Origin of the sequence: Breznakiella homolactica, assembly GCF_016616095.2 — a bacterium.
GTDB lineage: Bacteria > Spirochaetota > Spirochaetia > Treponematales > Breznakiellaceae > Breznakiella > Breznakiella homolactica.
The window spans coordinates 766,538-783,554 of sequence record NZ_CP067089.2; the positions used below are offsets into that span (position 1 = coordinate 766,538).

Below are 17,017 nucleotides of genomic sequence, written 5' to 3' on the forward strand. Positions count from 1 at the left end.
GCAGAAATCAATAGCTCAAACCGACAATCGTAGACTCGATAAAGGCTAATATCCGGGCTTTGAGGAAGTCGCCGGGATAGGCCAGGGAACCAAGGTACGTTTCCCACAGGCCGATAAAATTAACCGCGTCCTTCCGGTCCAGGGGCAGCTGTTTTCCCGCCAGGGTCGATTCGCTGTTTTTGTCCCTGAGCAGGTTTTCCCCGGAAAAAACCAGCCGGACTTCGCTGAGTATATTCTTCTGAGCCCGGGCTATAAAGAGTATCACGCCATTATCCGTGTCGCCGAACTGCCGGGCGCCGATTTTTCTGAATACCGTGTAGTCCCAGTGTTCAAGGGGGATCCTGATCCGGGTGAGCAGTTCCTGCTTGTTGAAAACCGGAGTCCCCTGGAGGGGCGTAAAGCGGGCTGCCGATACCCAGCGGCTCGCCGCCGCTGTCCGCAGTTCGTACCGGGCGTCCAGGGCAACCATGGGGCAGCTGGCGTCAAGCCGCCGGTTGGGAAAACATATATTTCCGCCGATGGTGGCGATATTCCTGACCAGGGGATTTGCTGTTTCCCTGAGGGTCCGGTTCAGCGCTTCGGGAACTATCTTCCCAAGCCGGAGGATTTCATCGATTCCGACCATGGCGCCTATTTCCAGGTACCGTTCGGTCCTGCTGATCCGGTGGAGTTCCTCGAGCCTATCCAGGGACAGGATGTTTGACGGCAGGGTGAATTCGTGGTTTCCCTGGCCGTAGAGCAGTCCCGTACCGCCGGCAAAGGGTATGGCGCTGGGAAACCTGTTCCAGGCGCTGAAAAGCTGTGTCATGGTGGTGGGAAAAAAAACCTGGCTATGAGGAACGTCCATACAATCTCCGTTGCCGTATTTCCGAAGCGGCCAGAACCCCCTCAACCAGGGCCGCCGGCTCCGTACACCGGCAGATAATACCGTCAAAAGCGGCGGGTATTTCATCCCTGCTGGGCCGCGGCGCGGTTCCCAGGAAGGCCTCAACAGCGAGGATCTTAGCCGTATCACAGTATCCGCAGGTTTTTACCCCGGCCTTGGAAAACCCCGCGATAATATCCTGGAATTCCACGGTCTGGGCAAACCCTTCAATTGTGACGATTTCGCTTCCCCGCACCTTAAAGGCGGGGATCATGCAGGAAGGGACAATCTTTTCATTGTACATCACCGAACATACACCGCAGCGCCCGGTGAGGCAGCCGTCCTTGGCTCCGAGGAGCCCGAAATTCGTCCGCAGTATATCCACCAGCCGGTAGTCGGCTTCGGTCTGGACCGTAACGTCCTCACCGTTCAAAATAAATCCTATGGTCATGGTTCACCTTTTTCCCCGGGGGCTTCCGCTTCCTGCTGTATTTTTTTTACTTCCCAGACGTCTTTGGCCGTGATGGGAATGGACTCAAAGGAATAATCCGCAGCCTGGGATACGGCCTGGGCGTACGCCGCGGGAATACAGCTGAAAGCAAGTTCTCCGATTCCCCGGGGGTTGACGGTGTCATTCCAGGCAAAATCAATATGTATCGGAGGAAGATCCTGAGAAGCGGGAATGTTATACAGGAGCATTCCGTTTTCCGGAATGACTCCGTCTTCGTAAGAAAGCCGTTCCCGGGAAGCCCAGCCCAGGGCCTGGCTTATGGAAAAATTAAGGGAACTCCTGGCCCGCTGCTCGGAAAGAATTTTCCCCCCGTCCACCGCCATCCAGACACCCCGGACTTTCGGTGTCAGTTCAATGGGATCTATTTCGACTTCCACCACGCCGGCGGCCCAGCTCAGATGGGTCAGGGCGTTCTGGTCTATGGGCGTATTGGCCCAGCTTATACCTTTGGCGGGTTTATAGGATCGTTTTACCGTAATAGGCAGGGGGTCCCTGAACCGCTGCTTCCGGATGGCCGAACAGGCCCGTTCAATAAGCTTGGTAACCACCGTAATATTCCGGGAAAGGCAGGACGGACCCGAGTCGGGAACCTTGTCGGTGCTGCTCATCACAACCTGGATAGCGTCGGCCTCCAGGGAAAGCATGTCCGCGGCAAGCTGCTGCCAGATAAGGGCGTTTTCATTGTCCGCCGAAACCATGCTGGTTTTTATTTCCAGCCTACCGTCTTTGTCCAGGGTCAATTCCACGGAGGGAATGTTTTTTTCGAACTTCTCATACAGGAACCCGCTTCCCTGGTAGGCCATGGCAATACCGATTCCCCGGAGGGCTTCGAGCCTTTCCTTGTAGCCCGATTCCCGGCGCTGGGTTCTCAGCAGCTCATAGGACGCCCATTTCCGGTTGTAGTCGCTCATGGCTGCGGCGCTGTCGAGCAGGCTTTCCAGGGATACGTTTTCCTTAAAGGGTATACCCATGGCAAGGTGGCTGGTTCTGTTCAGCACATGGTTTTTCCGCCACTCCAGGGGGTCCTGGTGCAGGGAATCCGCAATCTTGGAAATATGGCGCTCCGCAGCAAAAAAACCCTGGGACAGCCCGAATCCCGCAAAGGGTCCCCGGGGCGGGGTCGCTGTTTTAACCGCATGGCCTTCGATTTTAAGGTTTGAGAATTTATAGGAACCCACGGAACCGAGGCAGATGCGGTCAAGGGTTTCCTCCGCAAAAACAGCGTGGGATCCGATATCCGTAGCCGCCTCTATGGCTGTTCCGAGGATTTCACCTTTTTTCCCCAGGGCGGTTCTGATGGTTATCTCCGATCCGTGGCGCTTCGGTGAAAACCTAAAATCTTCCTGCCTGGTCAGTATAAGCTTGACCGGTTTTTTGCATACCATAGCGGCCAGCGCCGCATGGCATGAGACCAGGGAGGGATACCACAGTTTGCCGTCCAGGTGAATCCCGAGGAGACAGGGATTCACCACAATATCATCCGCCTTGACATTGAGAACCCGGGAGACGGACTGCCTGACATGAAAAGGCCACTGGGTGGCGGTGTATACGAGCATCTTGTCGTAGGCTAACAAAGCCACCGCGCCGCTGGGATCGGAATACCAGTGTTCCTGAATACCGGTCCTGTAGCTTCCGGTTACAATGGTTTTGGTTCCCTTAAATGCCGTATCGGGATCGCCGATAAAAATTTTCCGGTCCGATTCAAGGGCTTCCCCGGAGTCGGCGTCAGGCTGCGGAGCAGGGGAAGCGGCTTCGGTTTTTACCGTACATTGGGACGCGTATTCTTCCAGTTTCGGAAGATCCGGACCCACCAGAATCGCCAGGGGTTCGCCCTTGTATGAGATTCTGTCCTCCGCCAGGATGGGGAGTTCCGTATCCGTGAGGGAATTCTCCCCGGGAATATCCGAAGCCCTGATCAGGGTATAGGATCCGGGCATTCTGGGATACTCGATGCTCAGCAGTCGGCCATCGGACACAGGCGACCGGACTATTACCGCATAGAGAGTACCCTTCGGCGTTATATCTTCGACAAATGACGGTGTCTGAAGGTGTTTCAATCGTTCCTCGTTACGTACTGTATTCCCGGGCAATCCCCAGGACCGCGGCAGTTACCCGCATAATTTGATTATTATCCATTCCGGGCCAAATCGGAAGGGAAATTGAACGGGTAAAGGCCTTGCAGGATTCCGGAAAATCCCCCGGTACGAGACTGTATTTTTCACGGTAATAAGGCATGGTATGCAGGGGAATGAAATGAACCGATACTCCGATACCGCGCTCCTGGAGCAGATCAATAAACCGGTCCCGGGAAATCGAAAGGTTTTCGAGGCCGAGCTTCAGCGGGTAGAGGTGCCGGGCATCCGCGGCGCCGGTGGCCGGCAGGGAAAGACAGGCACAGTCTTTGAAATTATCGTCGTAGATCCGGGCAATGGCCCGGCGCATTTCCAGAAGATCCATGGCCCTGGAAAGCTGAGCCCTTCCCAATGCCCCCAGGATATCCGGGAGATTGTATTTGTATCCCGCGGCCACCACTTCGTAGTACCAGGATGCTTTGGTGTCGGTGTACCGGTTCCAGACGCTCCGGTCAATGCCGTGGGAACGCATTATGGCCATTCGTTGGGACAGGCTGCTGTTCCGGGTAACCGCCATACCGCCTTCGCCGGTGGTTATGGTTTTAGTGGCGTAAAACGAAAAGACCCCAACATCGCCCAAAAGCCCCGCCCAGCGGCCGTCCTCAAGGCGGGAAGGGAACGCGTGGGCCGCGTCCTCACAGACAAAAAGTTCAAACTTCCGGGCGATTTCCATGATCGCGTCCATGTCGCAGGGGAGCCCGCCGTAGTGTACGGGAATGGCCGCCTTGGGATTGCCCTTGGGCCCGAACCGCTGGATGCTTCCGTCTTCTCCGCGGCGTTCGTACGCCGGGAGTCCCTGTTTAAGCCGCAGAAGGGTTTCTTCGAGTTTCTGCGGGTCCATCAGACAGGTCCCGGGGGTGACATCCACAAAGGCGACGTCGGCGCTGAGATACCGCACGACCTCGGCGGTGGCGGTAAAGGTAAATGAGGGAACCAGGACCACATCCCCGGGACCCACTCCGGCGGCTTCCATGGCAAGGTGGAGGCCGCTGGTGGCGGAGTTGACCGCCAGAGCATGCAGCCGCCCAGACTCACTTTCAGCGCTGGCCTGTTCCCCGAAAAACGCCGCAAATTCCTTTTCAAACGCCAGGGTCTCGCTGCCCGTGGTAAGCCACCCCGATCGGAGAACCCTGAGGACCGCCGCTTCTTCAGCTTCGCCGATAAACGGCCGGGCAAAGGGTATTTTTTCAGTATCCATAGCTCGTATCCGGTGTAGTGAGTGTCGGGATGACCCTGTGCAGGGCATCCCTCAGGGCGCGGCTGTCCCGGTAAACCCCGGGGTTGTCCTGGGTATAGCAGCAGATGGGTTTAAGTTCCGCCATCAGGGCATTCATATCAATGGGATTCTCCTGGCTTTTCCGTTCCACCCGTTTTATCCTGGGGAATTCCGTATCCACCGGGACTTCGCCGTCACCCCACAGGGGTTCATCGAGGCGTTCGCCGTTTCTTAATCCAATATACTCAATCTTTATATCAGTTTCCGGTTCAAACCCGTAAAACCGGATCATCTGCTCCGCCATCTCCCGGATGGCAATGGGTTCACCCATATCAAGGAGATAAAGCCTCCCGTTTTCGCCGACCCCTCCGGCCTTGAGTACCAGGGAGCAGGCCTCCGGAATGGTCATGAACCAGCGCCGCATGTCGGGATGGGTTACGGTCACCGGACCGCCTTTCTCGATCTGCTTCTGGAACAGCGGGACAATGGATCCCCGGGAACCCAGGACGTTCCCGAAACGGACGACCATATAATGGGTATCCTCCTGCGCCGAAGACGCCCGGAGCACGAGCTGTTCGCAGAGGTATTTTGAAGCGCCGTACACGGAAACGGGATCAACGGCTTTGTCCGTGGAAATCAGAACAAACCGTTTAACCCCGTTAGCCCGGGCCGCGTAGAGGAGGTTGTCGGTGCCGAGGACATTGTTCTCAATGGCCGCGACGGGATTCTCTTCCATCATGGGAACGTGCTTGTACGCGGCGGTATGGAAAATAACATCCGCCTTGAGCTTCCCGATGATATAATCCATGTAGTCCCGGTCCTTCAGTTCCCCGATTACCGGAACAATGGACGCTTTTTCGCCGACCCCTTCTTCCTGGAGCAGGTGAAGCTCCCGGTCAATCATATAGATGGCGTTTTCGCCGTGGCCGAAAAGGTACAGCCGCTGGGCTCCCCCGGAGAGCAGCTGCCGGCACAGTTCGCTGCCTATGGACCCGCCCGCCCCGGTGATCAGAACCCTTTTGCCCCGCAGGTATCTGAGGCTTTCCTTGAGATTAACCGCCACCGGAGTGCGGCCCAGAAGATCCTGGGGATCAATGGACCGGGTCTGGATAAGGTGGGCATCCCCTTCGATTATCTGGGAGATCCCCGGCAGGATGCGGATCTGCTGGAACCCGGCCTGTTTCAGGGTATTGTAGAGTTCCCCCAGGTATTCCCGGGAGGCGCCGGGCATGGCGATGATGGCCTCATCCGCGGGATTCATCCGCAGAAGCTGGGCCACATCCTGGATCGGCCCCAATACCGGGACCTGGTCGATCCGGCGTCCGATCTTTTCGGGATCGTCATCCAGGAACGCCACAAGCTCGCCGAACACCGCCTTGGTTCTGATCTCCCTGGCCAGGGTCTGTCCGGCGAAACCGGCGCCGATTATATACAGGCGGGAAGTTTTTGGTGCTGCCATGATTTTTTGGGTAATGGATTACGCCGGCTGAATCCCGGGATTCTATGCTTTTCCCATGACTTCAAAAGCCAGGTCAATGCTATGGGATTCATCGTAGATATCCAGTTTTACCCGTGCCCTCCCTTTCCGTTTGTCAACTTTGATTATTTTCCCCTCAAAACCTTTGAGGGGGCCCTCGAGTACCATAATACGGGAATTCTCATCGAACACTACCTTTGATTTACCCGCCACGGGGCCGACTTTCTTCAGCAAATACAGAATGACCTCCAGGCTATTCCCCGTAAGCGGCTGAATATCCTGGTTGGACTTAAGAAACCGGAAAAACCCGTCGGTTTTCCGCAGCTCCCAGTAGTAGTTCCTGATGGAATCGTCATCATCGAGTTCGAGAAAAATATACCCCGGCAGTATGGGGCTGGTCTTATCCTTTATTACACCGAGCTTCCGCACCGGCATTTCCTTTAAGGGAAAAAACATTTCCAGATCGGACATGGGATGCAGGGCCTTGAAGAGTTTCATGTATTTCCTTTCGGACCGTGTTTTTACCTGAATGGTGTAATACTTCATAGGGTAATTAAAGCGTAGCATATTTGAAAAATTTCGGGAATAGCTTGAGGGGAACCGTTAAAATGCCGATAGGTAAAACGGAGGGTTCTATGGTTTTTCTGCGACGCCTGATGTGCGTGGGTGCTGTTTTTTTTGTTTTCGGAACATCCCTCTTTGCCGCGACGGTTTCCATCATGGTAGTGGAAACCGGGGTTAATGAAGACGCGCCGCGGCTGGATGCCTCAAGCCTCTGGGAAGGCGGCCTCATGGATGTTCTTTTTGACACCGGCCATATTGTAAGCAACGCGCCGATCCTGCGGCTCACCGCGGACCAGGCCCAGCCGTATCCGGAGGAACGGCTCCTGGATATCGAAGAAACCTTAGCCGGCGGGGCAAACTACTATATCCTGGCGGTTCTGAACTATGAGTCACAGCCCGCGGATGAGCCCACCGCTCCGAGACCGAGAACCATTGCCCTGCGGTTTGTACGGATACAGCCGCATAAAATCTTATTTGAACAGCAATACAGGGGAAATCCCGCAGCTCCGGTAACTGACGAACTGCAGAATGCCAAAAAAGCTGCCCGGAATATGCTTTCCCATTTTGAAGGATAGGTGAGGGTATGAAAAAACTACCGGTATTATTTGCAACAATTGGATGTCTGTGCCTCCTGGTCAGCGCCTCCGTATGGGAAGGCGCCGCGGCGGTAACTTCAAACGGGGAGCTTCCGGAAAAAGGCTTCTACGCGGCGAGCAGTTCCTTTCCGCGGAATACCGTGGTGGAGGTCACAAACCTGGAAACACGGAAAACCGTCAGGGTAGTGGTGGCCGCGGGGCTCGATTCTCCGGGTCTTCTGGCGCTTCTCTCCCGGGATGCCGCCGATGCCATCGGGCTTCAGCACCGTTCCGTCGGAAGGATACGCATGACCATGCCGTCGGATCCGATCGCGTTTTCCCGGTTTACCGAAGGGTTGAATTCCAGCGGTGATCCCGACCACGACCCCCGGGCGGCGGTGGCGGCCAATTACCCCACTGTTCTCGGCCCGGTGGATTCCGGTGAGACAGCTCCGGTTTCCGATACCACGGCGGTTCCTCCGGTAATATCCAGTGAGGATATATCCGTGGAGGAGCATTATCTGAGTAATGCCGAACCCGCGGAGGAAGAACCGGAAGCCGGCGAAACCATCGTGGATGTTCCCTATTCATTTGAACCCACTGAGGCTCTGACGGAAGACGAAGGAATAAGCGCCGAACCGAGCCCGGAGCTTGCATGGGTGTATCCCGAAGAAATCGTGGACGGTGCGGATCTTACCGAGCCGGAACCGGAAGTCGCGGTTCATGAAGAGGATGACGAAATACCCGAAACATTCATGTATCCCGATCCTTTCCTGGCGTATACCGAACCGGAAGCCAATGACGAGCCAATAGCCGGTACGGAAGAGTCCGATTATCCTGAAACCGCCGAAGCCCTTGCCGAGGGAGAAACCCCCGACACTGTCTGGGATATGGCGGACGCTGAAATCACCCTGGTTCCCGCGGAGGAGCGGCCCCCGGAAAGTTCCTGGATGGAACTCCCCGGGGATGCAGAAATAAGTCCCCTGCCTGATGCCGCCTTAAGCGCCGGAGAGCCGGAAACCGTGATCCCCGAAGAGCATATCATCGGTTCCCCTGAGGCTGCCGTTTCCGGAGGAACCCCTGCGATACATCCGGACTATTCCGAGAGAACCTCCGGCGGCGCGGCTTTTTCGGTCCCGGTAATTGACCGTCTGGAACAGGGAAAATACTACCTCCAGCTGGGAGCCTTTTCCTATGCCGACTCGGTTGAAAATGAACTTTCGAAAATCGGCAGGGCCTATCCATTGGCTGTCCAGATAGGCGGCACCGGAACGAAACCTCTGTACCGGATCCTGGTGGGTCCGGTCAACCTCGGCGAAAGCGGGGCCCTGCTGCAGCGGTTTAAGACAATCGGCTATGGGGACGCTTTTATCCGGCAGGAAAGCTGACAAATAAAACGGGAAACATACGGTCCGTCCGGTGTTTCCCGTTATCTATAGGGTCTTGGTATTCTCAGGGATTGCGGTGCCGGCATGGCAAAAAAATAACCTATGGCGGAACCGCGGTTCCGGCCATAGGTTATTTTTTTAAAAAGGGTAAAGCTATCGTCCGTGGCAGTATTTGTACTTTTTGCCGCTGCCGCAGGGGCAGGGGTCGTTGCGGCCTACCTTGGGATACGCCCGGACAACCGTCGCCGATTCCGGCTGCGCCCGGGATGACGGACCCGCAGGAGCTGCCTTGGAACTGCCGCCCTCTCCGGCGAATGCGCCGATGCTTCCGTGGTTCGCCGAATGGACCGTTCCCATGGGCCGCTGCCGGGACTCCCGGTCGCCCGCCTGCTGAATGCGGACAAGATGGACCCTGGAAGCGATTTCCTGGCGGATGGTATCGATCATGGTATCGAAGATCTGGAAACCTTCAATTTTATATTCCGTAAGGGGATTCTTCTGGCCGTAGCTGCGGAGATATACCGCTTCCCGGAGCCCTTCCATACTTTCGAGGTGGTCGAGCCATTTCCGGTCTATGGACTGGAGGTACTGCATACGGATAAATGTATTGAGGTTCTCGCTGCCTACCAGGGCTTCTTTTTCGGCGAGTTCCGTTTCTAGGTCCGTTATTATTTTCTTCTCAAGCTCCTCCGCGGCATTGGAGCCCTTGTTGATATCTTCGGTGTTGAGCTGGTAGCCGAATTTTTCCTTAAGGTATTCTGAAAGTTCATTGAGCGCTTCCTGGGAGTCCCGGCGGCCGCTGCTCTTGTATTCCTCCAGAGCCGTCTGGACCATTTCCACGGTGGCGTCATTTACCCGGGTCTTGAGGCTGGCGTCCGCCAGAATAGCGTCCCGCTGTTCATAGATGAATTTTCGCTGCTGGTTGAGCACGTCATCGTATTCCAGGAGGTGCTTGCGGATTTCAAAGTTCCGCTCTTCAACCTTTTTCTGGGCTTTTTCGATATTCTTGCTGAGCCAGGGATGGTAGATAGGTTCCCCCGGCTCCATGCCGATCCGGGACATAAGGTTCTTTATGTTGTCACCGCCGAACAGGCGCATCAGATCGTCGTCCATGGAAATAAAGAATTTGCTCCGTCCCGGGTCACCCTGGCGGCCGGAACGTCCCCGGAGCTGGTTGTCGATACGCCGGCTTTCGTGGCGCTCCGTACCGATTACGTAAAGCCCTCCCAGGGATTTTATTTCCTCATAGTCGGTTTTCCATTTCTGGTATTCATCCTTCAGGATTTCGGCGTATTTCTCGGGGCTCGCGTCGGTGCCGGCCCGTTTGCGGGCCCGGTGTTCCGGGTTTCCGCCGAGTTTGATATCCGTACCGCGGCCGGCCATGTTGGTGGCAATGGTTACCGATCCTTTGGCGCCGGCTTCGGAAATGATAAACGCTTCCCGGGCGTGGTTCTTGGCGTTGAGGACCTCGTGGCGTACCCCCCTGCGGGTAAGCATGGCGGAAAGCTTCTCCGATTTTTCGATTGATACGGTACCGACGAGAACAGGCTGCCCTTTTTTAAAGGCAGAACTGATTTCGTCCCCCAGGGCGTTGAATTTTTCAGCCTCGTTGAGGTACACCACATCCTCTTCGTCCGCCCGGGCGACGGGCAGGTTAGTGGGGATAACCACCACTTCGAGCCCGTAAATTTTGCTGAATTCCACCGCCTCGGTATCGGCGGTTCCGGTCATGCCGGAGATTTTATCGTAAAGCCTGAAGAAGTTCTGGAAGGTAATGGTCGCCAGGGTCCGGTTGCGCTGGGCGATCTTGATCCGTTCCTTGGCTTCAATGGCCTGGTGCAGGCCGTCGGAATACCGGCGGCCGTGAAGGATACGACCGGTGAATTCATCCACGATCTGAACCTGTCCGTCCTGGACAACGTAATCCACATCGAGATGGAACAGTTTATGCGCCCGCAGAGCCTGGGTAAAGTAGTGCAGGTACTCGAAGTTTTCCTCATCCACGATGGCCCCTTTTATGAGGTTCCGCTTCTGGAGAATGTCTTCGATTTTCGCGAGTCCCGCGTTGGAAAAGGAAACGTTCTTGTTTTTTTCGTTTATTTTATAGTCGCCGATGACTTCCTCGCCCTGTGCTTCGTCGGGATATTCCCCGTTGTCTTTCTTTTTCACTTCCTCCAGGGATCCGAGGAGTTTGTCGACTTCTGCGTATTTGAAGGTATCGTCCTCGGCGGCGCCGGAAATAATGAGGGGCGTCCGGGCTTCGTCAATCAGGATGGAGTCGATTTCGTCTACCACACAGAAGTTGTGGCTCCGCTGGACCCGGCCTTCTATATCCCAGCGCATGTTGTCCCGGAGATAATCGAAACCGAATTCGTTGTTGGTGCCGTAGGTAATGTCGCAGGCGTAATTCTGCTTCCGCCGTTCGTTGTCCATGTCCGAAAGAATGGTTCCAACGGTAAGCCCAAGGTAACTGAAAACAGGCCGCATCCAGTCGGCGTCGCGGCCCGCGAGGTAATCGTTAACGGTAACCACATGGACCCCCTTGCCGGGGATCGCGTTGAGGTAGGTGGCGGAAACACTCATCAGGGTTTTTCCTTCACCGGTTTTCATTTCAACAATCTTGCCCTGGTGCAGAACGATGGAACCCAAAACCTGGACATCGTAGGGCCGTTCCCCGAGTTTCCTCCGGGCTGCCTCCCGGGCAAGGGCAAACGCCTCGGGGAGCAGGTCATCAAGGCTTTCACCCTTGACATGGCGCTCCCGGAAGACTTCCGTCATCCGGGGAAAATCATCGTCCGTAAGGGAAAGGGCCCAGGCTTCTTTTTCATTGACCTTATGCAGGATGGGAAGAAGCGCTTTTAAATCCCGTTCATGCTGTGATCCGAATATAGCTTTTACAATTTTATCGAACATAACAGTATAAATGTACCCTTTTCGCTCATCCGTTGACAAGCAGGCCGGAGGCGTCTAAGGTTCTTTTATGAGAAGATTCTTTGTTATTGCCCTGTTTTCCGCAGCTGTACTGGGCGCCTGTTCCAGGATCAATGTTCAGTCCATAGACCGGGAAGATCTGTTCACCATCGATATAGGCCGCCTGGAGGATCAGATAGATTTGTATAACCTCGAAGGCAACCGGAGCATCCGGAAAACCCGTATAACCATGCGGGACGGCCTGTTCTATATTTCCGACGGCAACGGCGAAAAAATAGTCCGCTATACTTCCTACGGTGATCTTCTGTTTATGATTTATAATGAAGAAACCAATCCGCCGCCCATGACCCTGCGGACTAATGTCAATGACCAGGAGCTCGTAACCCGGTGGGCTTTTTCATATCCCCTCAGGGAACCCGGGGAGATCAGCGTTGATTCCAGAAAACATATTTACGTGGAAGACCGGCTTCCCGCGGAACGCCATGGTTTCGATTCCGAAACCCGGGCTCTTCTGGACTCCACGGTACTCCATTTTGACGCCGACGGCCGGTTCGTGGAATATCTTGGCCAGGAAGGTATCGGCGGTTCGCCGTTTCCCCGGATAAACGGCATCTTCACTTCCTACCGGGACGATCTTGCCGTGGTCTGCCGGCTTCCGGTGGGCTGGAATATTTACTGGTTCGATGCCCAGGGGGCGCTGGTGTACCTCATACCGATTCTCAACGAACAGATCCCCGTGCCGCCGGACCGGGAGGTCTGGCCTTCCCTGGATTCTATATCCGTCGCTCCGGACGAGCGGAAACTTTACCTCAAGGTCGATTACTACCGCGATACCTATGATGAATCCACCAACACGAAAACCGGCAGTGTCATGGACAGTTCCATAATCTGGATTTTAAACGCCGATGACGGAAGTGTTGCGGATACCATTGAGATTCCGTTTTATGAACGGACCTTTACCGAAAACAACCGGCGGGTAACCGAGGAAGTAACCTATGCCATGCTCGGGGTTATTCAGGGCGGCCGGGTGCTGCTGTCCGTGCCCGTTGAAGGCGGCTACGCCATGCTGGTGCTCCGTTCCGGTTCCCCGGACCAGCGGAGAGGGTTTATCCGGGTCGATAATGAGGAACTCCAGTTCAACGATTTCAGTGTTTCCGAGGATGGTATCCTATCGGGGCTCCTGGCAACCGACTGGGACGCCAAGGTTGTCTGGTGGCGGAGCGATGTGCTCCTGGGAGAATTCCTCCAGTGAAACCCGTTCCCCGCGGGGAAATCCTCGTTTCCGCGGAACAGGCGAAAGCCCTGGACCGGGAGGCTTCATCCTCCTGGGGGCTCGATCCCTTTGCCCTGGTTGAAGCCGCCGGCCGCGCCTGCGCCGGGGTCTTTGCCGGAACGTATCCGGGCCTGTTCCTGAATCCGGGACTGCGGATCGCCGTGGCGGCGGGCTCCGGAAATAACGGCGCCGATGCCATGGTTATGCTCAGGGCTCTTATACTGAACGGCCATGCCGCAGCGGAAAACTGTTCCCTGGTTATCAGCCGGGTTCCCGGCGAGACGGAACACACCCCCGGCTCAGAGGCATTCAGGGCGCTGCGGGCAATGGGCGCCGCATGGTTACCCTGGGATACCCGCCGGGAGGATTCGGGAAAAGCCCTGGAATCGGCGGATTTGATTATTGACGGCATTGCCGGTACGGGCCTGCGTGACCGGCTCCGGGGGGACCCTCTGGAGATGGCCGGCCTGATTAATTCCCTGGAAAATTCCTTCGTAGTTTCCGTGGATGTCCCTTCGGGATGCGGTGACACCCGGGAAGCGGATTGGCCTGTAATTTATGCCAGCGCGACTTTGGCGGTGGAGCCGGTAAAATCGTGCCTGTACCATCCCGTGTCCCGGACCGCCGCGGGACATATTCTGCCGGTGACGGGGATCTTCCCCAAAGAACTTCAGGAATCCCATGGCAGTACTTATCTCTGGGATTGGGACGCGGCGCAGAAAATCATTCCGCCGGTTAATCCCGATGATTACAAATACACCCGGGGAACCGTTGAAATCCGGGCCGGTTCACAGGGGAGCGCCGGCGCCGCGCGGATTGCCGCCCGGGGAGCCCAGGCCGCGGGTGCCGGGCTGGTCCGGCTCCTGGCGGACCGTGACCTGTATCCGATTCTGGCTTCCGGGTCCGGCGGCGTCATGGTGGATGACGGGGATACCGCTTTATCCGGTGACGGCCGTTTTACCCCCGATGCCATGCTCCTGGGACCCGGCTGGGGGACCGATGACAGCCGGCTGCCGGTCCTGAGGCGGGCCCTGGACGCCGAATCCCGGGGAACGGCGCTGGTCCTGGATGCCGATGCGATTACCCTTTCCCGGGATTTTGAATTCCACGGCAGCGTCATTCTTACGCCCCACGCGGGGGAACTGGCGCGTTACGCCGGAATATCCAAGGAAGAAGCCCTGGCCAGTCCCGGGACAATCCTTGCACGGCTCAGCCGTGAGAAGAAGGCGGTCATAATCTTCAAAAGCCACGTAACATGGATTTCCTCCCCCGACGGGAGGCTCGCGGCGGTAGACGGAATGACCCCGGCGCTGGCGGCGGGCGGGTCAGGGGACCTCCTGGCGGGACTGTGCGCCGGGATAGCCGGCAGGACTGCTAAACGGCAGCCCCGGGGGGATCTTTTTTCCGCGGCCGTCGCGGCGGCGGCCCTTCTTACCGCGGCGGGAAAAGCCGCTGCGGCGGATTCGGGGTTCTGTGATCCCCTGACCATCGCAGAGGCGGCGGCAAAACTCGCCGGAGCCGCTTGGATGGGCGGCGTACGGGGGCAGCGTCATGGATGATGATAAAAACAACATCAGGGAACAGGATCTGGTTTTCCGGTATTCCCGGGAACGCCGGCTGGAGCGGGCGTCCGAGGATGTGCGGAAACTGAACGACCAAACCCCTGTCCGGAAACCCAATCTGTTCCGCACCCTGACGGCCACGCGGTCGTCTACTTTAATATTTCTGTCCATCATCGTACTGGTGGGCGCGAGTTTTATGATCTCAGTTTTCACCGGAAGGGATGACGATGCCCTGTTCGGCGGCAATGCCATAACCCTCTCGGCTTTTAAATTCCAGGGAACAACCTATCTGGCGGTTAAAAAAAGCGCCCGGGATGGGGAGGACTCATACACCGGTTCGGTAGACCTGGCGGTGTCTCCCGTAGGGGAGGATGCTAAGGATGAAAGCGGGGAATATGTTATTTTCGCCGACCGCATCTTCTTTTCACTCCAGCCCGAGGAGGAGTTCCGGGTCGCCCTTCCGTTCGAAAGCGATGAACTTCTGATTCTCATTCAGAATGACCATGAAATACAGCGCCTCCAGGTAAAAACGGATTAACGTTGCTGAGCTGCTCAAACAAGCGCTGCCTCCGGCTATGTATCCATGCTGCTGCGGGGAGTTTTCTTTATAATAATGCGGCTGCCCTGCTGTCCTTTACCGTTGACCCTGACCATGTTATGGATTATCTTTTTTATATCAAACTAATTATACGGGGATTGGTATGCTGCAGTTTTATTTTCTGTCAATATTTCTTAATGCGGTGAGCGGATACATACTCTTTACCGGAGCCGGGTGGGATGCCGTTTCCGATGATGAAAAAGGATTCAAGCTTTCCCCGTCCAACGGGACGTTCCGTCTGGTGCTTGGAATCGCCGCCGCCGCCGTGGGGATCCTGAAAATACTGTCCGTTATTTCCGGGGACGTGCCGGTAATCGGCGACCTCATACCGGCCCTGGCGGGCCTCCTGGCGGGTTTTGTCCTTATTTTCGATTATTACCGGCGGAAGACCACCGTTGATTCTGAAAAATCCGAAAAGATCAGTACCCTGGTAAACGCCAACTATAAATGGATCGGCATAGTCGCCATGGCGGCGGCGGGCCTCCATTTCCTTTTCCCCACGGTACTACTTCTCTAATGGGAGAACAAAAAAAATCCGTCGCCGGGATCGCCCTGGAAGACGGGAAATTCTTTATTGCCCAGCGTATGCCCGGCGGTGATATGGGCGAAAAATGGGAATTCCCCGGGGGTAAAGTCGAACCCGGTGAAACCGACGAGGCGGCGCTCCGGCGGGAATACGAAGAGGAATTCGGCGTACCGATTACGGTGGGCCGGCTTCTTGGACATGCTGATTTTGAGCACCGCGGTATACAGCGGATTGTCAACGCCTACGCGGTTTCATTCCAGGATCACAACTTCCGGCTGTCCGAGCACCTCGCGTGGGCATGGGCGTCCCTGGAGGAAATCACGGAACTCGATTTTGCCGGTTCCGACACGAAACTGCTTCCGGCGCTCCGGCGGTTCATAGCTGAAAAAGCCTGACCCGCGGCTTCAAAAAATCTAAAACCTGATAGTTGCCGTTACTGCCGCGTCCAGGACTGAATACCCGGTGCCGGCGGAGCTGGTTCCTGTGTATAACCCCGTATCGGTGGAACGTTCCTTTGAATCGCCCCTGGTTCCGCTGATACGGCGGTAGGAGACTGAAAATCCAAGGTCAATAAAACGGGGCAGGGAAACGGAAAACCGGGCCCCGATATCGAAGGCCAGGCCGCCCCTGGTCTCGTCATAGAATTCGAGATTCCTGCCGAAATGGTCATCCAAAGCAGCGCACCGTACCAGGGTACTCACCGCGGCTTCCGCCTCCAGGGAGAATATCCTTAAAAACGGAACGTACAAGCCGATCCCGGTGCCTGCCAAAAACCAATCCTGCTCGTACGCAATGGCCGCGCCGTATACGGGAACCTTGGATAGGGACTCATCCCAGGGCTCATAATCGCCCTGGGTATAGCTGGCATACTGCAGGTATCCCTCCCGGGCGGTCCATTTGAAATGCATATACGATGCTTTGACAAACATTTTGTATACAACCCGGGATACAATGGGAAACCCCACACCGCCGGTAAAATCCGCAAGCACCGCGCCCTCGGTATAATTGGTATGCACCGATAAATGGGTCAGTTCGGAATGGGTGGTTCCCAGCCAGTCCCGGTCTTCCATATCACCGGTACCGTTGCTGAACCCGAATTTCAGGGAAAGGTCCGCGAAAAACCCGATCCCATCCATAGGCTCGGAAGGAAAAACACTGAAGGATGAGCCCATATACCACAGGGGTTTCATCTCCCAGATAAGCTGGCTCAGGTAAGTGTTTTCCTGGGCGTTATGGTATACGATCTCTTCGGATTTACCCCATAAAAGTCCGAACGACGGAGTCACCGAAAACGAATACCCGGAAGTGAATAATTCAGTACCTGCTTTCCCGTCGCCATTTGCACCCTGGACGAAAATGGATAATAATATAGTGACGAAGGGAATAAAAATAGGTATAT

General features: G+C 55.9%; 15 protein-coding genes. 7 read left to right on the plus strand and 8 right to left on the minus strand.

Annotated features, from left to right (window positions below):
- Positions 1–7: 7 nt before the first annotated feature.
- From JFL75_RS03730 to loaP, 6 genes are read right to left on the minus strand one after another with little or no spacing between them, the layout of a single operon-like run.
- Complete coding sequence (locus JFL75_RS03730) at positions 8–847, minus strand: FAD binding domain-containing protein (RefSeq protein ID WP_215625356.1); 840 nt, start codon at positions 845–847, stop codon at positions 8–10.
- Complete coding sequence (locus tag JFL75_RS03735; RefSeq protein ID WP_215625357.1) at positions 831–1,316, minus strand: (2Fe-2S)-binding protein; 486 nt, start codon at positions 1,314–1,316, stop codon at positions 831–833. The genes JFL75_RS03730 and JFL75_RS03735 overlap by 17 nt, the downstream gene beginning before the upstream one ends.
- Complete coding sequence (locus JFL75_RS03740; RefSeq protein WP_215625358.1) at positions 1,313–3,433, minus strand: xanthine dehydrogenase family protein molybdopterin-binding subunit; 2,121 nt, start codon at positions 3,431–3,433, stop codon at positions 1,313–1,315. The genes JFL75_RS03735 and JFL75_RS03740 overlap by 4 nt, the downstream gene beginning before the upstream one ends.
- A gap of 10 nt (positions 3,434–3,443) precedes the next feature.
- Positions 3,444–4,706 (minus strand): DegT/DnrJ/EryC1/StrS family aminotransferase, encoded by a 1,263-nt coding sequence (locus JFL75_RS03745; RefSeq protein WP_215625359.1) that lies wholly within the window; start codon positions 4,704–4,706, stop codon positions 3,444–3,446.
- Entirely contained in the window at positions 4,696–6,183 is a 1,488-nt protein-coding gene (locus tag JFL75_RS03750; RefSeq protein WP_215625360.1) for a polysaccharide biosynthesis protein, read from the minus strand. The genes JFL75_RS03745 and JFL75_RS03750 overlap by 11 nt, the downstream gene beginning before the upstream one ends.
- A 42-nt stretch (positions 6,184–6,225) precedes the next feature.
- The gene (gene loaP, locus JFL75_RS03755) at positions 6,226–6,768 is read right to left on the minus strand and encodes an antiterminator LoaP (protein WP_349629691.1); all 543 of its coding nucleotides are present in this window, start codon (positions 6,766–6,768) and stop codon (positions 6,226–6,228) included.
- 68 nt (positions 6,769–6,836) lie between these two features.
- Here loaP and JFL75_RS03760 point away from each other — a divergent pair, with 68 nt between their 5' ends.
- Positions 6,837–7,340: a hypothetical protein gene (locus JFL75_RS03760; protein WP_215625362.1), complete on the plus strand. Its 504-nt coding sequence runs from the start codon at positions 6,837–6,839 to the stop codon at positions 7,338–7,340.
- A gap of 8 nt (positions 7,341–7,348) precedes the next feature.
- Positions 7,349–8,728 (plus strand): SPOR domain-containing protein, encoded by a 1,380-nt coding sequence (locus tag JFL75_RS03765; RefSeq protein WP_215625363.1) that lies wholly within the window; start codon positions 7,349–7,351, stop codon positions 8,726–8,728.
- A 153-nt stretch (positions 8,729–8,881) separates the two neighbouring features.
- On the opposite strand, the gene secA is transcribed toward JFL75_RS03765, so the two are convergent.
- Positions 8,882–11,641, minus strand: a complete 2,760-nt coding sequence (secA, locus tag JFL75_RS03770; RefSeq protein ID WP_215625364.1) for a preprotein translocase subunit SecA — start codon at positions 11,639–11,641, stop codon at positions 8,882–8,884.
- 67 nt (positions 11,642–11,708) lie between these two features.
- On the opposite strand from secA, the gene JFL75_RS03775 reads away from it, so the two are divergent.
- The 5 genes from JFL75_RS03775 (at position 11,709) to JFL75_RS03795 (ending at position 16,013) form a co-directional block, all read left to right on the plus strand.
- Positions 11,709–12,911 (plus strand): LIC_12708 family protein, encoded by a 1,203-nt coding sequence (locus JFL75_RS03775; RefSeq protein ID WP_215625365.1) that lies wholly within the window; start codon positions 11,709–11,711, stop codon positions 12,909–12,911.
- A complete protein-coding gene (locus JFL75_RS03780) occupies positions 12,908–14,491 on the plus strand; it encodes an NAD(P)H-hydrate epimerase (protein ID WP_215625366.1) in 1,584 nt (527 codons plus the stop codon). The genes JFL75_RS03775 and JFL75_RS03780 overlap by 4 nt, the downstream gene beginning before the upstream one ends.
- Positions 14,484–15,032 (plus strand): hypothetical protein, encoded by a 549-nt coding sequence (locus JFL75_RS03785; protein ID WP_215625367.1) that lies wholly within the window; start codon positions 14,484–14,486, stop codon positions 15,030–15,032. Before JFL75_RS03780 ends, JFL75_RS03785 begins: the two co-directional genes overlap by 8 nt.
- 163 nt (positions 15,033–15,195) lie before the next feature.
- Positions 15,196–15,609 (plus strand): hypothetical protein, encoded by a 414-nt coding sequence (locus tag JFL75_RS03790; protein WP_215625368.1) that lies wholly within the window; start codon positions 15,196–15,198, stop codon positions 15,607–15,609.
- Positions 15,609–16,013: a (deoxy)nucleoside triphosphate pyrophosphohydrolase gene (locus tag JFL75_RS03795; protein ID WP_215625369.1), complete on the plus strand. Its 405-nt coding sequence runs from the start codon at positions 15,609–15,611 to the stop codon at positions 16,011–16,013. The genes JFL75_RS03790 and JFL75_RS03795 overlap by 1 nt, the downstream gene beginning before the upstream one ends.
- Positions 16,014–16,031: 18 nt before the next feature.
- On the opposite strand, the gene JFL75_RS03800 is transcribed toward JFL75_RS03795, so the two are convergent.
- Positions 16,032–16,904, minus strand: coding sequence for an omptin family outer membrane protease (locus tag JFL75_RS03800; protein ID WP_215625370.1), 873 nt, complete (start codon positions 16,902–16,904; stop codon positions 16,032–16,034).
- Between the last annotated feature and the right edge of the window lie 113 nt (positions 16,905–17,017).

Coding starts and splice junctions, on each gene's coding strand:
- JFL75_RS03730 (WP_215625356.1), bottom strand. CDS start 847: ATGGACGTTCCTCATAGCCAGGTTTTTTTTCCCACCACCATGACACAG.
- JFL75_RS03735 (WP_215625357.1), bottom strand. CDS start 1,316: ATGACCATAGGATTTATTTTGAACGGTGAGGACGTTACGGTCCAGACC.
- JFL75_RS03745 (WP_215625359.1), bottom strand. CDS start 4,706: ATGGATACTGAAAAAATACCCTTTGCCCGGCCGTTTATCGGCGAAGCT.
- JFL75_RS03750 (WP_215625360.1), bottom strand. CDS start 6,183: ATGGCAGCACCAAAAACTTCCCGCCTGTATATAATCGGCGCCGGTTTC.
- loaP (WP_349629691.1), bottom strand. CDS start 6,768: ATGCTACGCTTTAATTACCCTATGAAGTATTACACCATTCAGGTAAAA.
- JFL75_RS03760 (WP_215625362.1), top strand. CDS start 6,837: ATGGTTTTTCTGCGACGCCTGATGTGCGTGGGTGCTGTTTTTTTTGTT.
- JFL75_RS03765 (WP_215625363.1), top strand. CDS start 7,349: ATGAAAAAACTACCGGTATTATTTGCAACAATTGGATGTCTGTGCCTC.
- secA (WP_215625364.1), bottom strand. CDS start 11,641: ATGTTCGATAAAATTGTAAAAGCTATATTCGGATCACAGCATGAACGG.
- JFL75_RS03775 (WP_215625365.1), top strand. CDS start 11,709: ATGAGAAGATTCTTTGTTATTGCCCTGTTTTCCGCAGCTGTACTGGGC.
- JFL75_RS03785 (WP_215625367.1), top strand. CDS start 14,484: ATGGATGATGATAAAAACAACATCAGGGAACAGGATCTGGTTTTCCGG.
- JFL75_RS03790 (WP_215625368.1), top strand. CDS start 15,196: ATGCTGCAGTTTTATTTTCTGTCAATATTTCTTAATGCGGTGAGCGGA.
- JFL75_RS03795 (WP_215625369.1), top strand. CDS start 15,609: ATGGGAGAACAAAAAAAATCCGTCGCCGGGATCGCCCTGGAAGACGGG.